At 60.3% G+C, this 16,497-nt stretch carries 14 protein-coding genes; 10 read left to right on the forward strand and 4 right to left on the reverse strand.

Annotated features, from left to right (window positions below):
• Positions 1-48: 48 nt before the first annotated feature.
• The gene (locus tag IC231_RS16245; RefSeq protein WP_190785979.1) at positions 49-1,248 is read right to left on the reverse strand and encodes a lactonase family protein; all 1,200 of its coding nucleotides are present in this window, start codon (positions 1,246-1,248) and stop codon (positions 49-51) included.
• 162 nt (positions 1,249-1,410) lie between these two features.
• Between IC231_RS16245 and ispG the strand changes: the two genes are divergently transcribed.
• On the forward strand, positions 1,411-3,396 hold the full coding sequence (gene ispG / locus IC231_RS16250) for a (E)-4-hydroxy-3-methylbut-2-enyl-diphosphate synthase (RefSeq protein ID WP_190785554.1): 1,986 nt from the start codon (positions 1,411-1,413) through the stop codon (positions 3,394-3,396).
• A gap of 55 nt (positions 3,397-3,451) precedes the next feature.
• Positions 3,452-3,751, forward strand: a complete 300-nt coding sequence (locus tag IC231_RS16255; protein ID WP_190785555.1) for a hypothetical protein — start codon at positions 3,452-3,454, stop codon at positions 3,749-3,751.
• A gap of 65 nt (positions 3,752-3,816) precedes the next feature.
• On the opposite strand, the gene IC231_RS16260 is transcribed toward IC231_RS16255, so the two are convergent.
• Entirely contained in the window at positions 3,817-5,901 is a 2,085-nt protein-coding gene (locus IC231_RS16260; protein ID WP_211539124.1) for a HelD family protein, read from the reverse strand.
• A gap of 140 nt (positions 5,902-6,041) precedes the next feature.
• On the opposite strand from IC231_RS16260, the gene IC231_RS16265 reads away from it, so the two are divergent.
• Positions 6,042-6,704 carry a Rossmann-fold NAD(P)-binding domain-containing protein gene (locus IC231_RS16265; RefSeq protein ID WP_190785556.1) on the forward strand — a complete coding sequence of 221 codons (663 nt, stop codon included), beginning with the start codon at positions 6,042-6,044 and terminating at the stop codon, positions 6,702-6,704.
• Between the two features lie 28 nt (positions 6,705-6,732).
• Here IC231_RS16265 and IC231_RS16270 read toward each other — a convergent pair whose 3' ends face one another.
• On the reverse strand, positions 6,733-7,188 hold the full coding sequence (locus IC231_RS16270; RefSeq protein ID WP_190785557.1) for a nuclear transport factor 2 family protein: 456 nt from the start codon (positions 7,186-7,188) through the stop codon (positions 6,733-6,735).
• Positions 7,189-7,396: 208 nt separating this feature from the next.
• On the opposite strand from IC231_RS16270, the gene IC231_RS16275 reads away from it, so the two are divergent.
• From IC231_RS16275 to IC231_RS16305, 7 genes are all read left to right on the forward strand, one after another.
• Positions 7,397-9,163, forward strand: a complete 1,767-nt coding sequence (locus IC231_RS16275) for an AMP-dependent synthetase/ligase (protein ID WP_190785558.1) — start codon at positions 7,397-7,399, stop codon at positions 9,161-9,163.
• Between the two features lie 83 nt (positions 9,164-9,246).
• Positions 9,247-9,420 (forward strand): DUF6728 family protein, encoded by a 174-nt coding sequence (locus IC231_RS16280; RefSeq protein ID WP_190785559.1) that lies wholly within the window; start codon positions 9,247-9,249, stop codon positions 9,418-9,420.
• Positions 9,421-9,430: 10 nt separating this feature from the next.
• Positions 9,431-9,787 carry an MmcQ/YjbR family DNA-binding protein gene (locus IC231_RS16285; RefSeq protein ID WP_190785560.1) on the forward strand — a complete coding sequence of 119 codons (357 nt, stop codon included), beginning with the start codon at positions 9,431-9,433 and terminating at the stop codon, positions 9,785-9,787.
• A 167-nt stretch (positions 9,788-9,954) separates the two neighbouring features.
• A complete protein-coding gene (locus tag IC231_RS16290; RefSeq protein ID WP_190785561.1) occupies positions 9,955-10,332 on the forward strand; it encodes a hypothetical protein in 378 nt (125 codons plus the stop codon).
• A complete protein-coding gene (locus tag IC231_RS16295) occupies positions 10,329-11,948 on the forward strand; it encodes an FAD-binding protein (RefSeq protein WP_190785562.1) in 1,620 nt (539 codons plus the stop codon). Before IC231_RS16290 ends, IC231_RS16295 begins: the two co-directional genes overlap by 4 nt.
• A 169-nt stretch (positions 11,949-12,117) precedes the next feature.
• The gene (locus IC231_RS16300) at positions 12,118-12,558 is read left to right on the forward strand and encodes an Rrf2 family transcriptional regulator (protein WP_190785563.1); all 441 of its coding nucleotides are present in this window, start codon (positions 12,118-12,120) and stop codon (positions 12,556-12,558) included.
• Between the two features lie 70 nt (positions 12,559-12,628).
• Positions 12,629-13,279 carry an NAD(P)-dependent oxidoreductase gene (locus IC231_RS16305; protein WP_190785564.1) on the forward strand — a complete coding sequence of 217 codons (651 nt, stop codon included), beginning with the start codon at positions 12,629-12,631 and terminating at the stop codon, positions 13,277-13,279.
• Between the two features lie 265 nt (positions 13,280-13,544).
• Here IC231_RS16305 and leuS read toward each other — a convergent pair whose 3' ends face one another.
• On the reverse strand, positions 13,545-16,322 hold the full coding sequence (leuS, locus tag IC231_RS16310) for a leucine--tRNA ligase (protein ID WP_190785565.1): 2,778 nt from the start codon (positions 16,320-16,322) through the stop codon (positions 13,545-13,547).
• Positions 16,323-16,497: the final 175 nt, after the last annotated feature.

The raw sequence follows: 16,497 nt of genomic DNA on the forward strand, positions 1-16,497 counted from the left end.
CTGCAGCGGAAGTTGCCGGAAGCGCCCAAAAACCTTAGCCAAATTCGGCTACGCCAGAAAATCAGGGACTACCTGTAGGCACACCGGCGCGGGCACTTCCACCGCCACGCCTGTCGGAGTTAGCAGGCCGGTTTGGGCGTTGATGAAGTAGGTGACGATGCTGTTAGAATTCTGGTTGGCTACCAGCAGAATAGCGCCGGTAGGGGCGATGGCGAAGTTGCGCGGCGTTTTGCCCTGGGTGCTGACATGCTGCACCGGCGTCAGACGACCCGACATAACATCAATGGCAAAAACGACTACACTATCATGGCCGCGGTTGGTGGCGTACACAAACCGGCCGTTTGGGGCCACGTGGATATCGGCGCAGGTATTAGGTCCGCTGAAGTCGGTGGGCAGGGCCGACAGTGTGTGCAGCTCGCGGAAAGTGCCCGCCGTGTTATCGTAGGTCAGCGCCGAAACCGTCGAAGTCAGCTCGTTGGTGAGGTAGGCCCAGCGGCCGTTGGGGTGAAAGGTGAGGTGGCGCGGCCCGGCCCCAGGCTGCGTGGTGAAAGCAGGAACAGGCAGCGGCACGAGGCTGCCTTGTCGGGCATCGAGCTTGTAGCCGAGCACCTGGTCGGTGCCCAGATCCACGGCAAAGGCAAAGCGGTTGGCTGGGTCGGGAATGATACAGTGAGCGTGGGCTTCGTTCTGGCGGTTTTTGTTAGGGCCGGAGCCGCGGTGCTGGTCGGTAGCCGACGCGGGGCGCAGCTTGCCGTTGCTGCTCTCAATCGGGAGCAGGCTTACACTGCCGCCGGCGTAGTTGGCCACCAGCGCGGCCCGGTTGGTACGGTCGAGGCTGATATAGCAGGGCCCCGAGGTGCCCGAAGGCTGCTCGTTGAGGCGGGTGAGGCTGCCAGTGCGCCGGTCGATGGAAAAGGCCGTAACAAAACCGCTCTTCGCGCCCTGGTATTCGTTGATTTCGTTGGCGGCGTACAGGTACTGCTGCCTTGAATCGAGAGCCAGAAAGGCCGGATTCTCCCCGCCTTTTTCGGCTCGCAGGCGGGTGAGGGCACCAGTAGCAGGAGAGAGGCGGTAGAGGAAAATGCTGTCGGTTCCGGGCTTAGCGAAGGTGCCAACATACACCAGATAGTCCCGGCTTTTGCGGCCGGCCGCAACTGCCGGCCAGCCGGCGAGTGCCAAGGGCAGAGCAGCCACGGCAACGCCGGAGAGCTTTAGAAAATGGCGGCGCGAGAATTTCGGGACGAGCATGCGGACAGCGGGTAGCGGAGTGGAACGTCAGGCAGGCAAGGTAGCCAATTCGGCCGCTCACGCTGAGGGAACTTGCCCGGCAGATTACTGCCGAACGTAGCAGCTACCTTGTACCTTTGCCCGCAACCGCAACTTTCGCCTTTCGCCGCCGGTTTTCCTTCTATGAACAAGACGTATTGCCCCAGCCTCACTGAATACAAGCGCCGCCTCAGCCGGGAAGTCAAAATTGGCGACCTGCCCATGGGTGGCCTCAACCCCATTCGGGTGCAGAGCATGACCACCGTGGACACCATGGACACGCTGGGCTCGGTGGAGCAGACACTGCGCATGGTAGAAGCCGGCTGCGAGTATGTGCGCATTACGGCGCCCAGCGTGAAGGAGGCCCAGAATCTGCTCGAAATCAGGAAGGAGCTGCGCAAGCGGGGCTGCAATGTGCCCCTCATTGCTGATATCCACTTCACGCCCAACGCCGCCGAGCTAGCCGCCCGCATCGTGGAGAAGGTGCGCGTAAATCCCGGCAACTACGCCGACAAGAAGAAATTCGACTTCATTGAGTACACCGACGTCACGTATCAGGATGAGGTGAACCGCATCCGGGAGCGGTTCAGGCCGCTGGTCCAGATCTGCAAGCAGTACGGCACTGCTATGCGCATCGGCACCAACCACGGCTCCCTCTCCGACCGAATTTTGAGCCGCTATGGCGACACCCCGCTGGGCATGGTGGAGTCGGCGCTGGAATTTTTGCGCCTCTGCGAGGAAGAAAACTACTACGACGTGGTGCTGAGCATGAAGGCCAGCAACACGCAGGTGATGGTGCAGGCCTACCGCCTCTTGGTGCAGAAGCTTGATGAAGAAGGCCTGCAGCCGTATCCATTGCACCTGGGCGTGACAGAAGCCGGTGAGGCGGAGGACGGCCGTATTAAAAGCGCCGTTGGCATCGGTACGCTGCTCGAAGACGGCCTCGGCGACACGGTACGCGTGAGCCTGACTGAAGCTCCCGAAGCCGAAGCCCCGGTGGCCAAAGCCCTGATTGACCGGTATACCACCCGGGCAGCGGAGGCGAAGCCAATTAAGCCGGTAACTGAGGTACCCACCGACCCATTCCAGTACCACCGCCGCATCACGCGCGAGGTGCTGAATATGGGCGGGCAGAACGTGCCCCGTGTGATGGTAGACGTATCGCGCCTCTCGTCAGTAGAATATGCCGATTTGCGCGCGGTGGGCCATTTGTATTCGGCCTTCCTCGACAAGTTTCAGATGAACGACTTGGGGGCCGACTACCTCTATAGCGGCCAGCGCCCCGTGCCGTTTATGCTGCCCAACGGACTCAAGGAAGTGGTGGACTACGCCGCCTGGCTCGATGCTGGCCAGCGCTCCGACCATTATCCGGTGCTCACTCAGGCTGAATATTCCTCCACTGGTATCCGTCATTCGGAGCTGAACTTCGTATTCCAGAACCTGGATTCGCTCACGCCCGCTACGCTGGCGCAGCTCCGCGACGACGCCACGGCCGTCATTATCCTCTACACCGACAACGCCCATGCCATGCCCGAAATACGCCGCGCGTTTTTCGAGCTGCTAAACCACGGCATCACCAACCCGGTCCTCATCAACCGCCAGTACCCAGCCCTCACGCCCGAGCAAACCCAGCTCTACGCTGCTACCGACGTGGGCGGCCTGCTCCTGGATGGCCTCGGCGACGGGGTAGTGCTGAGCACTGAGCTGCTGCCGGAGCGGAGTAAGGAAGAGTGGCTCCAGACGCTGGACCAGCTGAATCAGCTCAGTTTCGGCATTCTGCAGGCGGCGCGCACGCGCATGTCCAAAACGGAGTATATCAGTTGCCCCAGCTGCGGCCGCACCCTGTTCGACCTGCAGGAAACCACCGCCATGATCCGCAAGCGCACCGACCACCTGAAAGGCGTGAAAATCGGCATCATGGGCTGCATCGTCAACGGCCCCGGCGAAATGGCCGACGCCGACTACGGCTACGTGGGTGTGGGCAAAGGCAAAATTGCCCTCTACCGCGGCCAGGAAGTCATCAAGAAGTCCGTGCCCGAAGAACAAGCCGTAGACCAACTCATCGACCTCATGCGCGAAGACGGCCGCTGGGTGGAAAAGGAGTTAGTGGAAGCGCCTGTGGTAGGGTAGTTTTAAGGCAAACGAGGCGGACTCGGATAAGTCTGCCTCATCTTGAGTGATAGAAATGTTGGATTTCTACTTAATTCACGACGACCAAAATCCATCCAGCAAAGGCTTCGTTCTAGAACGGGTCGGAGGGATAGAGGATGGCTTATTCTTTCAGCTACAAGCGAAGGGTATCATCGAACCGTGGTATGATTATTACGGCACGTTTCGCTGGGGTAGTGAAATTGTGGCGTGTATGCTACTGAGGCTAAAATCAAATCCTCAAATAGTTTCTCTATCGGAAGAGCGCAAAGCTTTTATGGTCATTCTGCAAAAGGCAGTTGACGAACAATACGGGCTCATGGGATATGGTGACTGAATTCTTGCTAAAGGCCAACGGTCAATCGGTTCACAGCTTTGATGCGGGTGCATCAAAGCTTCGTCTCAAGTAACCCGGTGCCCCACCACATTTCGTTCAACCAAGAACCCAGCCAGCTCCCCCGTGTACGTCAGCGTGAGCTGGTGCATGGCGCGGGTGCAGGCTACGTAGAGCATACTCTTGTCAACTTCTGTCTTGTAGGTGCGGGCCGAGGCAAAGGGCACGATAACGGCGTCGAATTCCAGGCCCTTGGCTAGGTGCGCAGTGGTAATAATAGCACCTTCCTTGAACGACGTGGACTCATCTGTGAGCAAATGCACGTCGGAGGCCTGTAGGGCTTCGTAAACCTGCTCAGCCTGACGGAGGGTTTTGCAGATAATGCCCAGTGAGTGGTTGCCGGAGCTTCTGAAGGCTATAATCAGCTGCTGAAGGGTTTCCAGCTCCTCGTCGCGGGTATGGCAGCGCCGGATGTCGGGCTCTGGGCCGTGCCGTTCCAGTGGCAGGATGTGGGGGTTGGGCATAAGTCGCTGGGCGAAGGCCGTAATTTCCACGGTGGAGCGGTAGCTGCGGTAGAGCCGTACGATATCGGCCTGCGGAAACACCCGCTCGATAGTCTCGGCGGAGGAAGCGCTGTACGGATTTACGGTCTGGCTGACATCACCCAAGATGGTTTTGCGGCAGTTGAACAACCGCGACAATACAGCGTACTGCACCGGCGTGTAGTCCTGCATTTCATCCACCAGCAAGTGTTTGACATGGTCGTAGGCAGTGAGGCCTTCCAGGCGCAGGCGCAGATAAATCAGGGCAAACACGTCGGCGTATTCCAGGCGCTGACCCATTCGCAGTAGCTCGGGCCGACCAATCCAACGGTAAAAATCCCGGTACAACTCCAGCACGTTGTTTAGCTTGAACATGCGGGGAATGGCTTCGCCAATCGTGGCTTTCTCCCGGCCGGACAGCTTACGCTTGGTAGCGTCCCGCACATACGCCCGCACATCTTCCGCAACCAGCGCAAACCGTTTCAGGAGCGGCACCCGGTGGTAGCCTTTAAATTTCTGCTGAATCAGCGCGTGCGGCACGAGGGCAGGGCCCACTCGCAGCTCCGTCACGTTGAAATAGGTATTCTCGATGTGCAGCAGATACTGGTTCAGCTGGCTGAGAAATTCAAACGACGACTTAAACCGGATCCGCTCTATAAAAGCCGCGTCGTGATGATCCAGCAGCGCCGATACCTGCTCGAAAAAGGTCTGAAACGGGTAGCGGTTGTCGAGCAGGTCGGCGGCCAATTCTTCCATCCCCAGCTCCGGAATATGCTCTTCCCCTAGCTCAGGCAGCACGTTGGAGATGTAGTCGGCGAAGACCTTGTTGGGCGAAATGATGAGGATGTCTTTGGCCGCAATGGTTTCGCGGTAGCGGTACAGCAAAAACGCAATGCGGTGCAGGGCAATGGAGGTTTTGCCGGAGCCAGCCACGCCCTGAATGACCATCACCTGGGCAGTTTCGTTGCGGATGACGGCGTTTTGGTCGCGCTGAATCGTCGCGACGATGTTCTTCATCTTATCGTCCGAGGACTTAGCTAGCTCCCGCTGCAGCACGTCGTCGTGAATATTCACGTCGCTGTCGAGCATAAACTCCATCCATCCGTCGCGGATTTTGTATTGGCGCTTCAGCTCAATAGTGCCGTGAATAGTGCCAGACGGCGTGGCGTACGACGCTTCGCCCAGCTCGAAATCATAGAACATGGACGCAATGGGCGCGCGCCAGTCGTAGATCAGGTTCTGGCGCCGCTGCTCGTCGAAGAACGAATGCACGCCGATGTAAACGGGCGCAGCCGGTGTATTGCCGCTGGCAAAATCGACGCGGCCGAAGTAGGGCGACTGGCTGAGCTTGAGCAGCTTGCGCTTGCGGGCTACAGCAGCCCCGCCCGTAAAAGCCATCCGGTCGATGGACTGCCCGGCGGCCACCATGTCGGCCTCATCCATGCCGGATTGGTGCTCGTGGATGTACTGCTTTTTCTGGCGAAGCTCGTCGGAAAACTGCCGGACGGAATCATCCACCCGCTTTACTGCCAGCATCAACTGCTCCTTCATTTCCTCCAGATACTCTCGCTCTTCCTGTTCGGTGGCGTTCATCACGTGCGGCTGTTGCATACTACACCGCAAAGATGACTGCAAATTTCGGTCTGGAAGAACCGGGATACTGATTCCGTTGGCGTTACCCATCATGTAGTAGGGTGCGTGACGAGCAATGCCGTGTAAAACATCCGCGTTGCTTATGCGTCTGCTCCACTATGAAACTACGCGTGATATTGACTGGCGCCACCGGCATGGTGGGCGAGGGGGTGCTGCTGGAATGTTTGAACGACCCGGAAGTGGAGCAGGTGTTGAGCATCAGCCGCCGGCCCAGCGGCCACAGCCACCCCAAGCTGCGGGAAATCCTTCACAAGGATTTTCAGAACCTCGCGCCCATTGCTGGTCAGCTGGCGGGTTACAATGCGTGCTTTTTCTGCCTGGGCGTGTCGTCGGTGGGAATGAAGGAGCCCGAGTACCGCCGCTTCACCCACGACCTTACGCTGCACTTTGCTCAAACCTTGCTACCCCAGAACCCCGACCTGACGTTCTGCTACGTGTCGGGCGCCGGTACCGATGGCACCCTGAAAAGCGGGCAAATGTGGGCGCGTGTGAAGGGCGAAACTGAAAACGAGTTGCGGCAGATGGGCTTCCGGCAAGCGTACATGTTCCGGCCGGGCTTCCTGAAAGCGACGTCGGGGCAGCAGCATGTGCTGTCGTACTACAAGTATTTCGGCTGGCTGTATCCGGTAGTGCGCGGGCTGAGTCCGAAGTACGCGTCAACGCTGGCGGAGCTGGGGCAGGCCATGCTGCACGTTGCACAACGCGGCTACCCCAAGCCGGTGCTGGAAGTGCCGGATATTGTGGCGGCGGCGAAAGGATAAACGCCGCTCAAAAGGACAGGCGGCTGCACTACTTACATTTCTCCTTACGCCGCGTGTCGATGATGTGGGCAATTTTCCAGCCTCCGGCCAGCTTCACCAGCTGAAACGAGTTGTAGCCGCAGTGGCTGAAGGTACTGCCGAGGTAGAACTCGTACGGCGTCCAGACGCTGGCCAAGTTGGCATCAATCAGCACCTTATCGAAGCTGATACGCTCGTCCCATACGTCTTTATGCGCTGTGCCCACAGCCTTCACAAAGTCCGACGGGTTTTCGGCGTGTAGCTGGGTAGTGCCGTTGCGGGTGTTGAGCGTGTGAAATACCGCACCCGGCGCCAAGGCGGAGCGCACCAGCGTACTGTCGCCCTTGCGCATACCGTCGAAGAAGGTCTGTACGGTTTTCTTGACGGCTTCGGTTTCGGCGGCGGGCGTCTGGGCCATGGTGCCGGTGGCGGAGAGAAGCAGACCGGAGAGGGGCAGGAGTTTCATAAGCAGCAAGTTAGGTGCCGGCATAGACACCAGCCACGGCCGTAGCGTTGCGGACACCGTAAAAACATCACAGCCGCGTCGGCTTACGGGCCGCAACGTAGATACTGCTGTTCGTAAAATTATGGTCTGATTCGGCGGTAGCCGGGCAGTAAAGCTACTTTTGTAGCCCTTTCGGCCTGGTCGGCCACTTGTTCCCAACTACCCACCTATGCAAATTCGTCGCACGTTTGATCTGCTGGCCAAGCTGGCCACTACCACCCCGCAGGCCGATTGTCTGGTTGAGAAGAAAGCGGGCCGCTGGGAGCCGCTCAGCACCGCGCGGGTGCAGGAGCTGAGCAACCGCGTGAGCCTGGCCTTGGCGCAGCTCGGCATCGGGCACGGCGACAAAGTGGCTATCATTTCCGCTAACCGGCCCGAATGGGTGATTGCCGACTTCGGGATTGCCCAACTCGGGGCCGTGAGCGTGCCGATGTACCCGACGATTACGGTGGAAGATTACCGCCATATTTTCCAGGATGCCGGCGTGCGGGTGGTGCTCGTGGAGGACAAAAAGCTGCTGGCGCGGGTGCAGGAAGCCGTAGCGGGCCTGGCGCACGGCCCCGAGTACGTTTTCACCTTCGATGAGGTGCCCGGCAGCCGCTGCTTCACCGAGCTGCTGGCCGCCGGCCAGGCCGCCGACCCAGCCGCGCTGGAGCCCCTGAAAGCCGCCGTGCAGCCCGACGATTTGCTGACGCTGATTTACACCTCCGGCACCACCGGGCGGCCTAAAGGCGTGATGCTCAGCCACCGGAACATTCTCTACAACTGCGAAAACCTGACCGGCTACCTGCCGCTGCCGCCCGGCCAGAAAGCCCTTAGCTTCCTGCCGCTGAGCCATATTTTCGAGCGCACCGCCACCTATCTCTACCTGCTGCTGGGGTTCAGCATCTGGTACGCCGAAAGCGTGGAGCGCATTGCCGACAACCTGCGTGAGGTGCAGCCGCAGGTGTTTACCACCGTGCCGCGCCTGCTCGAAAAAATCTACGACAAGATTGTGGCCAAGGGCAAGGAGCTGACCGGCCTCAAGAAAAAACTGTTCTTCTGGGCCCTGGATTTGGGCCTGAAATACGACACCCAGAAAAACCAGGGGGTGCTTTACAACGCGCAGCTGGCGCTGGCCAACAAGCTCGTGTTCAGCAAGTGGCGCGAAGCCATGGGCGGGCAGGTGCACTACATCGTGAGCGGGGGCGGGGCCTTGCAGCCGCGGCTGGCGCGGGTGTTCTGGGCGGCCGGCATCCGGGTGATGGAAGGCTACGGCATGACCGAAACCTCGCCCGTTATTGCCGCCAGTCAGCCCGAAGCCAGCGGCAACCTCATCGGGGCCGTGGGGCCCGCCATTCCGGGCGTGGAGCTGAAGCTGGCTTCCGACGGTGAAATCCTGACCCGCTCGCCCTCCGTGATGCAGGGCTACTACAACCGCCCCGACCTCACGGCCGAAACCATCGACGCCGACGGCTGGCTGCACACCGGCGACATCGGGGAGCTGGTGCAGGGCCGGTTCCTGAAAATCACGGACCGCAAAAAGGAGATGTTCAAGACCTCGAACGGCAAGTACGTGGCCCCGCAGCCGCTGGAATCCCGAATTTCGGAGTCGCCGCTGGTGGAGCAGGTGATGGTGGTGGGCGAGGGCGAGAAGTTTGCCTCGGCGCTGCTGGTGCCGGCTTTCACCGAGCTGCGCGCCTGGGCCAAAAGCCACAACCTGCCCACCGACCTGTCCGATGCCGCCCTGGCCGCTCACGCGCAGGTGCAGGCCCTCTACGAGCAGCTGGTGCAGCAGACCAACGCCGCCTTCGCGCAGTGGGAGCAGATCAAGAAGGTAGCGCTGCTGCCCACCCTCTGGAGCGTGGAATCGGGCGAGCTGACGCCTACTATGAAGGTGAAACGCAAGATTATCCGCCAGAACAACCAGCAGCGCATTGAGGCGCTGTACCGCTAGCAGCCGGCGAATAATATCCGGCGCCGGTAAATCTTTCCGCCGCCGCGTATGTTACTTTAGCGGACCCGATACCCCACTTCCTCATGCGCAAAGACCTGTTTAACCTCGGCCCCGTTTTCAGCTACTTCTTCCGCAAAAACGACCCCGGCCGGCATACCAACTTCAACCTGCGGACCATGCACTTCATCAATAAGCTGAGCATGGCCATGTTCCTGGTGGGTTTTATCGTGCTGCTCTACCGCTGGTTTATTCGCTAAGCCCGGCCGCATGAACATCGAGGATTTCCGCGACTATTGCCTGCTAAAAGCCGGCGTGACGGAAGAAACCCCCTTTGGCCCCGAAACGCTCGTGTTCAAAGTTGGGGGCAAGGTCTTCGCCCTCACCGATATTGATACGTTCGGTAGCATCAACCTGAAGTGTGACCCGGAGCGGGCCCAGGAGCTGCGCGAACAGCATGACTACGTGCTGCCGGGCTACCACATGAACAAGAAGCACTGGAACACCGTGCTGATAGGCACCGGCATTCCCGGCGGCCAGCTACGGGAGCTGATAGACCATTCCTACGGCCTGGTGCGCGCTTCGCTGCCAAAAAAGCTGCGCGAGGAGCTTGCTGAAGCGGAGTAGCAGCGCACATGCTTAGAAAATGAAATAGCATAGCCCCCTTATGCCTGGGGCAGAAAAGCCGCTTCGAGAGTACCAGTTGGTATTCCCGAAGCGGCTTTCTGTTTGGTGTTCATGCTTGAAGTCCTGGATTTTATATATAAATTATACTATATAAATCCCCTTTCGCTATGACGCCATTTCAAGCAATAGCCGCGCTGGTGCTGGCCGGCGGCCTGTCGGGCTGCATGACCACCCGGATTGCTACCGTCTACGACTGCGACGGAGTCGTGAACGACCCGAACAGCACGCGGCTGGTGACGGCGTATTTCTGGGGACTGAAGCAACCCACGGACATCAAGCCGCCTTGCGACCCGCGCTCCAACCACCTCAATAGCGTCACCGTAACGAATACGTTCGGGCATTTCCTACTTTCCCTCGTGACGGTAGGCATCGTGACTAAACAGCGTGTGAGCTGGTGCTGCGCGCCTTATATGCCCGCCGTAGACACGTTGGGAATGGGTCCGGCTGCGCCATCTCAGCCCTTAAGCGCAGTTCGAAAGCCATGAGCCTACCCAACGGAATTGAGGCGCATCCGATGGCGGAATGGACCAACCGCCACGAAAACTTCACGCAGCGCCTGACGCCCTCCGCTTGCTTCAAGCTGCGCAGCCCGAGCCTGCCCACCAGCCAGGAGCAGTATCGCCAGACCACGGCCAACTTTCAGTGGCTGATCCGCTACGGCATCGAGCACAACGTGCGGCTGCGGGCGTTGGGCAAAGGCTGGTCGTTTTCGGAAGTGGCCGTCACGGATGGCGGGCTTGTGGATACCATGGCCCTGCGGCAGTCGTTTGCCCTGAAACCCACAATGGTGGCGCCCGCCTACCAGACGGCCGGCCGCACCGCCGACAACCTGTTTTTCACGGAGTGCGGTATGAGCATTGTGGGCCTGGAGCAGCAGCTCGAACCCCGCGGCAAGTCGATTCGGGCTTCCGGAGCCAGCAACGGGCAGAGTATTGTGGGGGCGCTATCTACGGGTACGCACGGCGGGGCATTCCGCTTCGGGGCACTGCCCGAAACCGTGGTGGGCCTGCACCTCGTGACCGGGCCCGACCGGCATGTATGGCTGGAGCGCGCCTCGTATCCGGTGGCTTCGGCGAAGTTCACGGAGTGGCTGGGCGTAACCGAAGTGCTCCGCGACGACGACCTGTTCAATGCCGCGCTGGTCAGCTTCGGGAGTTTCGGGTTCATCCATGGGGTGCTGCTGGAAGTGGAGCCGCTGTTTCTGCTGGAAGATTTCAGCGCCTACCGTGTCCCGTACCGCGAGGGAGTGAAGCAGCTCATGACCCACCTCGACCTGACCGGCCTGCAGCCCTGGCTGCCGCTGCCGCTCCAGGACCCCGCCCGGCAGCCATATCACCTCACCATCATCATCAACCCCCACCAATTCGACCTCACGGGCGCCGACCCAGAGCGCGGCGTGTATGTGCAGCTGCTCTTCAAAACGCTCTACCGAACTGACTATCCGCGCCGGCCTGTGCCCGCGCCGGGCTTCACCTACGGCGACAGTACGCTGGGTCTCATTGAAACCGTACTCGACCACCTGGGCGGCCTGAGCACGGCGCTGGTGCCGGCCCTGGTAAACCGGCTGTACCCGCTGGCTTTTGAGAAAACCAACGGCACGGCGGGCACCATGAGCGAAACCTTCGACAACACCAATATCCGGGGCAAAGCCGCCAGCGCCGCCATAGGCCTCGACAACCACGACGTGCCGCGCGTACTCACCGAAATTCACCTGCTCAACAAGCAGCAGCCGTTTCCCGGAATCCTGGGGCTGCGCTTCGTGAAAGGCACCCGCGCCACACTCGGCTTCACCCGCTTCCCGGTGACGGCGGTGCTGGAGTTTGATGGGGTAGAGGGCCGGGATACGCGCCGGTTTCTGGAGCTGATCTGGGCCCGGCTCGAAACTCTGAACATTGCCTACACGCTACATTGGGGCAAAATCAATTTCAACCTGACCGAAAACCGGCTGCGCCGCATGTACGGCGAAGCGGCCGTGAACAGCTGGCTCTGCAGCCGCCACCGGCTGCTCGATGCGCCTACGCGCCGCGTCTTTACCAATGCGTTTATGGAGCGTTGCGGCCTCGACAAAGAGCCTGTGCCTGGTTCCGGCCCGGTGGCGTAACGAAGTGCGGCGCATGCTCAGAGTGGCTTGCGAAACTCAAGCTGCAAAGTATGCGGTAGTTATAAGTGGCAGTCGAATGGATTTTTAATCATGTTGTAACTGTATTGGTTACAATGTGTATCTTTGTCTTAAATAAGCCCAGCCAGTTTGTGTTGGGCCTTTCTTGCTTATGCAGATCAGCAGCCGTTTTTCCGTTGCCGTACACGTGCTTTCCCTGCTGGCACTGCCGGAGCAGGATGGTGTGCTGCTGACTTCGGAGCGCATGGCGGGCAGCGTGAACACCAATCCGGTGGTGATTCGGCGGATTCTGGGGCAGCTCAAGAAGGCCGGGCTGGTGGAAGTGCGGCCGGCTTCGGGCGGTACGTTCCTGACGCGCCAGCCGGCCACTATCACGCTGCTGGAGGTGTACCGGGCCGTGGAAGTGGTGGAGGAAGGCCAGCTGTTCAGCGTCCACGACAAGCCCAACCCGGCCTGCCTGGTGGGCCGCCACATTCAGTCGGCGCTGGATGATACGCTGCAGCGCGCCCAAACGGCCCTGGAGCAGGTGCTGGCCCACACCACCCTGCAGCAAGTCACCACCGAAATTGCCGCCAAAGCCCTTATTTCCTGACTTTTTTTTTGCGCTTGATTGTAACCGTATTGGTTACAGTATGTTTCTCTTCCCTTTACCCTTTACTTCCATGAAAATTGCCCTCATCGGTGCCACTGGCTTTGTTGGCTCCCGCATCCTGGCCGAAGCCCTGCAGCGCGGCCACCACGTAACCGCCCTCGTGCGCGACCCCGCCAAGCTCACCCAAACCTCCGACCACCTGACCGTAGTAACCGGCGACGTAACCCGCGTCGACGAAACCGCCCGTCAGCTGGCCGGCCACGACGTGGTCATCAACGCCTTCAGCGCGGGCTGGACCAACCCCAACCTCTACCACGACTTTCTGGAAGGCGCCCGCGCCATCGAAGCCGCCACCGTACAGTCGGGCGTGGCGCGGCTGGTGGCCATTGGTGGGGCCGGCAGCCTCTACATAAACGGCCAGCAGCTGGTTGACAGCCCGGACTTCCCCGCCGACATCAAGCCCGGCGCTCAGGCCGCCCGCGACTACCACAACGAGCTGAAATCGAACGATACACTCGACTGGACGTTCTTGAGCCCCGCCATCGAAATGCACCCCGGCATCGACACCGGCCGCACCGGCCACTACCGCCTCGGCACCGAAAGTCCGGTCTTCAACGCCGAAGGCCGCAGCATCCTCTCGGGCGAAGACCTGGCCGTAGTAGTCCTCGATGAAGTAGAGCAGCCCAAGCACAGCCGCCAGCGGTTCACGGCGGCGTATTAGGGTTGGTACAGCTAACACGAACGTCATGCTGAGCTTGTCGAAGCATCTCTACCGCTTCGTTGCACGGTTCATTAGCCCAGGGTTTAAACCCTGGGCTATGGAGCGGTAATCAGGATAATCAGGTTGATTAGCCAGCGGTAGAGATGCTTCGACTGCGGCTGCGCCTTCGCTCAGCATGACGTTCTTATAAAGCGAAAAAGGCCCGCCGGAGAATCCGGCGGGCCTTTTTCGCTAATAGCCAATAGCCATCAGCTAACAGCCAAACCTACACCACCACGTTCACCATGCGGCCGGGCACGACGATGAACTTCTTGGGCTCCTTGCCTTCGGCGAAGCGGGGCAGGAAGTCGGAGGCGCGCACGGCGGCTTCGATGTCGGCGGGGGTGGCGGTGGCGGGGAACTGCAGCGTCTCGCGCACCTTGCCGTTGATGGCCACGGGGTAGTTCATGGTGTCTTCCACCAGATACTCCTCCCGGAACTCGGGGTACTGGGCGTGGCTGATGCTGCCGGCCGGGTGGCCGAGCTGCTGCCACAGCTCCTCCGCCAGGTGCGGGGCGTAGGGGGAAAGCAGCAGCACCAGCGGCTCCAGAATGGCGCGCTTGTGGCAGTCGAGGGCCGTCAGCTCGTTCACCGTAATCATCAGGGCGCTGACGGTGGTGTTGAACGAGAACTTCTCGATGTCCTCTTCCACCTTGCGGATGGCCTTGTGCAGCGCCTTCAATTCGGCGGGAGCAGCAGCAGCTTCGGTGACGGCAAAGGTGCCGTCCTGGGGGTGGTAGAGGCGCCAGAGCTTCTTGAGGAAGCCCGCCACGCCGCTCATGCCGTTGGTGTTCCAGGGCTTGAACTGCTCCAGCGGCCCGAGGAACATTTCATACAGACGCAGCGCATCGGCCCCGTACCGCTCAATCAGCGTGTCGGGGTTCACCACGTTGTACTTCGACTTCGACATCTTCTCGACTTCCACACCCACCACGTAGGTGCCGTTGTCTTCGAGGATGAACTCAGCCGTGGCGTACTCCTCGCGCCAGTTTTTGAAGGCTTCCACGTCGAGCACATCGTTCTCCACGATGTTCACGTCCACGTGCAGAGCGGTGGTTTGGTGCTGATCTTTCTTGCCGGCCGTCACGAACGTGTTGGTGCCGTTGATGCGGTACACGAAGTTCGAGCGGCCCAGAATCATACCCTGGTTGATGAGCTTCTGGAAGGGCTCGGGGGCCGATACCACGCCGAGGTCTTTCAGGAACAGGTGCCAGAAGCGGGAGTAGAGCAAGTGGCCCGTAGCGTGCTCTGCGCCACCCATATATAAATCCACCTGCTGCCAGTACTGCTCGGCTTCCTCGCCCACAAAACGGCCGGTATTCTGCGGATCCATGTAGCGGAGGTAGTACCAGCTGGAGCCAGCCCAGCCGGGCATGGTGCTCAGCTCGTACTCGTAGAGGCCCTTGTACTTCCATTCTTTGGCGCGGCCCAGGGGCGGCTCGCCGGTTTCGGTGGGCTTGTACTCGTCGATTTCCGGGAGCACCAGGGGCAGGTCGGCTTCGGCCACGCCGTAGGCGGTGCCTTCCTTGTAGTAAATCGGGATGGGCTCGCCCCAGTAGCGCTGGCGGCCGAAGATGGCGTCGCGGATGCGGAAGTTGGTTTTGCCCTTGCCGATGCCGCGCTGCTCCAGCTCCCCAATCAGGGTTTGGGTGGCCTGCTTATAGTTCTGGCCCTTGATGAGGCCGTGCAGGTAGAGGCCGTCCTTGGTGGGGTCGGCCTGCTCGTCAATCTGCTGGGCATCCACCACCTGCGTGATGGGCAAGTTGAAGTGCTTGGCAAACACGTAGTCGCGCTGGTCGCCGGAGGGCACGGCCATCACGGCGCCGGTGCCGTAGCCGGCCAGCACGTAATCGGCAATCCAGATCTGGATGGGCTCGTTGCTGAACGGGTTGAGGGCGTAGGAGCCGGTGAAAGCGCCGGAAACCGTCTTGGTATCGGCCATCCGGTCGCGCTCCGAGCGGCGCTTGGTGGCATCGATGTAGTCTTGGATTTCGGCCTGCTGCTCCGGCGTGGTCAGCTCCTTTACCAGCTCATGCTCGGGCGCCAGCACCAGGAACGTGGCCCCGTAAATGGTGTCAACCCGCGTCGTATAAACTTTGATTTGTGCCTGCTCGTGGCCCTGCACCGCAAAGCTGACCTCGGCCCCGATGCTTTTGCCGATCCAGTTGCGCTGCATTTCCTTCACGGCGTCGGGCCAGTCGAGGGTGTCGAGGCCTTGGAGGAGGCGGTCGGCGTAGGCGGTGATGCGCAGGTTCCACTGGGGCATCAGGCGGCGCTCCACGGGGAAGCCGCCGCGCTCCGAGAGGCCGTCTTTTACTTCGTCATTGGAGAGCACCGTGCCCAGGCCGGGGCACCAGTTCACGTAGGTGTCCTGCTGGTAAGCCAGGCGGTAAGGGTGTACGGCCTGCAGGCGCTGCTTTTCCGAGAACAGCTTCCACTGGCCCGCCGTGAAGCTGTGGCGCTCCTCGTCGTCGCCGGCCGCCCGGATACCCTCGCTGCCGTTTTGCTCGAACTTCTCCAGCAGGGTTTTCAGCGGCTCGGCCTGGTTGGTGTCGAGGTTGTACCAGCTATTGAACAGCTTGAGGAAAATCCACTGCGTCCACTTGTAGTACGCGGGGTCGGAGGTGCGTACTTCGCGGCTCCAGTCGTAGCTGAAGCCCAGGGAGTTGAGCTGCCGGATGTAGGTGTCGATGTTCTGCTCCGTCGTAATAGCCGGGTGCTGGCCGGTCTGGATGGCGTACTGCTCGGCGGGCAGGCCAAACGAGTCGAAACCCATGGGATGCAGCACGTTGAAGCCGCGCAGGCGCTTGTAGCGCGACACGATATCGGAGGCAATGTAGCCCAGCGGATGGCCCACGTGCAGCCCCGCCCCGCTGGGGTACGGAAACATGTCGAGCACGTAGTATTTGGGCTTGTCGGAGGCGTTATCGGCCTTGAACGTCTGCTGATCTTTCCAGTGGGCTTGCCACTTTTTCTCAATATCCTGGGGATGGTAGCCGGGCATGGGCAGTCGGGTATGCAATGAATCGGAACGGGCGAAATTACGCGGAATTGCCGGGAAAACGCCGCCTTCTTCAGGTTACGCCGGATTAGGCCCGGCAGCATGATGTAGAGACGCAATCCTTTGCATCTAGTCGTTAGCTCCGCTGACCTTCGGTTGCTGCCGTTGTTCAGGCGAA

Source organism: Hymenobacter duratus, assembly GCF_014698995.1.
GTDB lineage: Bacteria > Bacteroidota > Bacteroidia > Cytophagales > Hymenobacteraceae > Hymenobacter > Hymenobacter duratus.

What these genes read in the sequence shown, in the direction of transcription:
- IC231_RS16295 (WP_190785562.1), top strand. Translation starts at nt 10,329, where the DNA reads ATGAGCCTACCCAACGGAATTGAGGCGCATCCGATGGCGGAATGGACC.
- IC231_RS16280 (WP_190785559.1), top strand. Translation starts at nt 9,247, where the DNA reads ATGCGCAAAGACCTGTTTAACCTCGGCCCCGTTTTCAGCTACTTCTTC.
- leuS (WP_190785565.1), bottom strand. Translation starts at nt 16,322, where the DNA reads ATGCCCGGCTACCATCCCCAGGATATTGAGAAAAAGTGGCAAGCCCAC.
- IC231_RS16265 (WP_190785556.1), top strand. Translation starts at nt 6,042, where the DNA reads ATGAAACTACGCGTGATATTGACTGGCGCCACCGGCATGGTGGGCGAG.
- IC231_RS16300 (WP_190785563.1), top strand. Translation starts at nt 12,118, where the DNA reads ATGCAGATCAGCAGCCGTTTTTCCGTTGCCGTACACGTGCTTTCCCTG.
- IC231_RS16285 (WP_190785560.1), top strand. Translation starts at nt 9,431, where the DNA reads ATGAACATCGAGGATTTCCGCGACTATTGCCTGCTAAAAGCCGGCGTG.
- IC231_RS16255 (WP_190785555.1), top strand. Translation starts at nt 3,452, where the DNA reads ATGTTGGATTTCTACTTAATTCACGACGACCAAAATCCATCCAGCAAA.
- IC231_RS16260 (WP_211539124.1), bottom strand. Translation starts at nt 5,901, where the DNA reads ATGCAACAGCCGCACGTGATGAACGCCACCGAACAGGAAGAGCGAGAG.
- IC231_RS16245 (WP_190785979.1), bottom strand. Translation starts at nt 1,248, where the DNA reads ATGCTCGTCCCGAAATTCTCGCGCCGCCATTTTCTAAAGCTCTCCGGC.
- IC231_RS16290 (WP_190785561.1), top strand. Translation starts at nt 9,955, where the DNA reads ATGACGCCATTTCAAGCAATAGCCGCGCTGGTGCTGGCCGGCGGCCTG.
- IC231_RS16275 (WP_190785558.1), top strand. Translation starts at nt 7,397, where the DNA reads ATGCAAATTCGTCGCACGTTTGATCTGCTGGCCAAGCTGGCCACTACC.
- IC231_RS16305 (WP_190785564.1), top strand. Translation starts at nt 12,629, where the DNA reads ATGAAAATTGCCCTCATCGGTGCCACTGGCTTTGTTGGCTCCCGCATC.
- IC231_RS16270 (WP_190785557.1), bottom strand. Translation starts at nt 7,188, where the DNA reads ATGAAACTCCTGCCCCTCTCCGGTCTGCTTCTCTCCGCCACCGGCACC.
- ispG (WP_190785554.1), top strand. Translation starts at nt 1,411, where the DNA reads ATGAACAAGACGTATTGCCCCAGCCTCACTGAATACAAGCGCCGCCTC.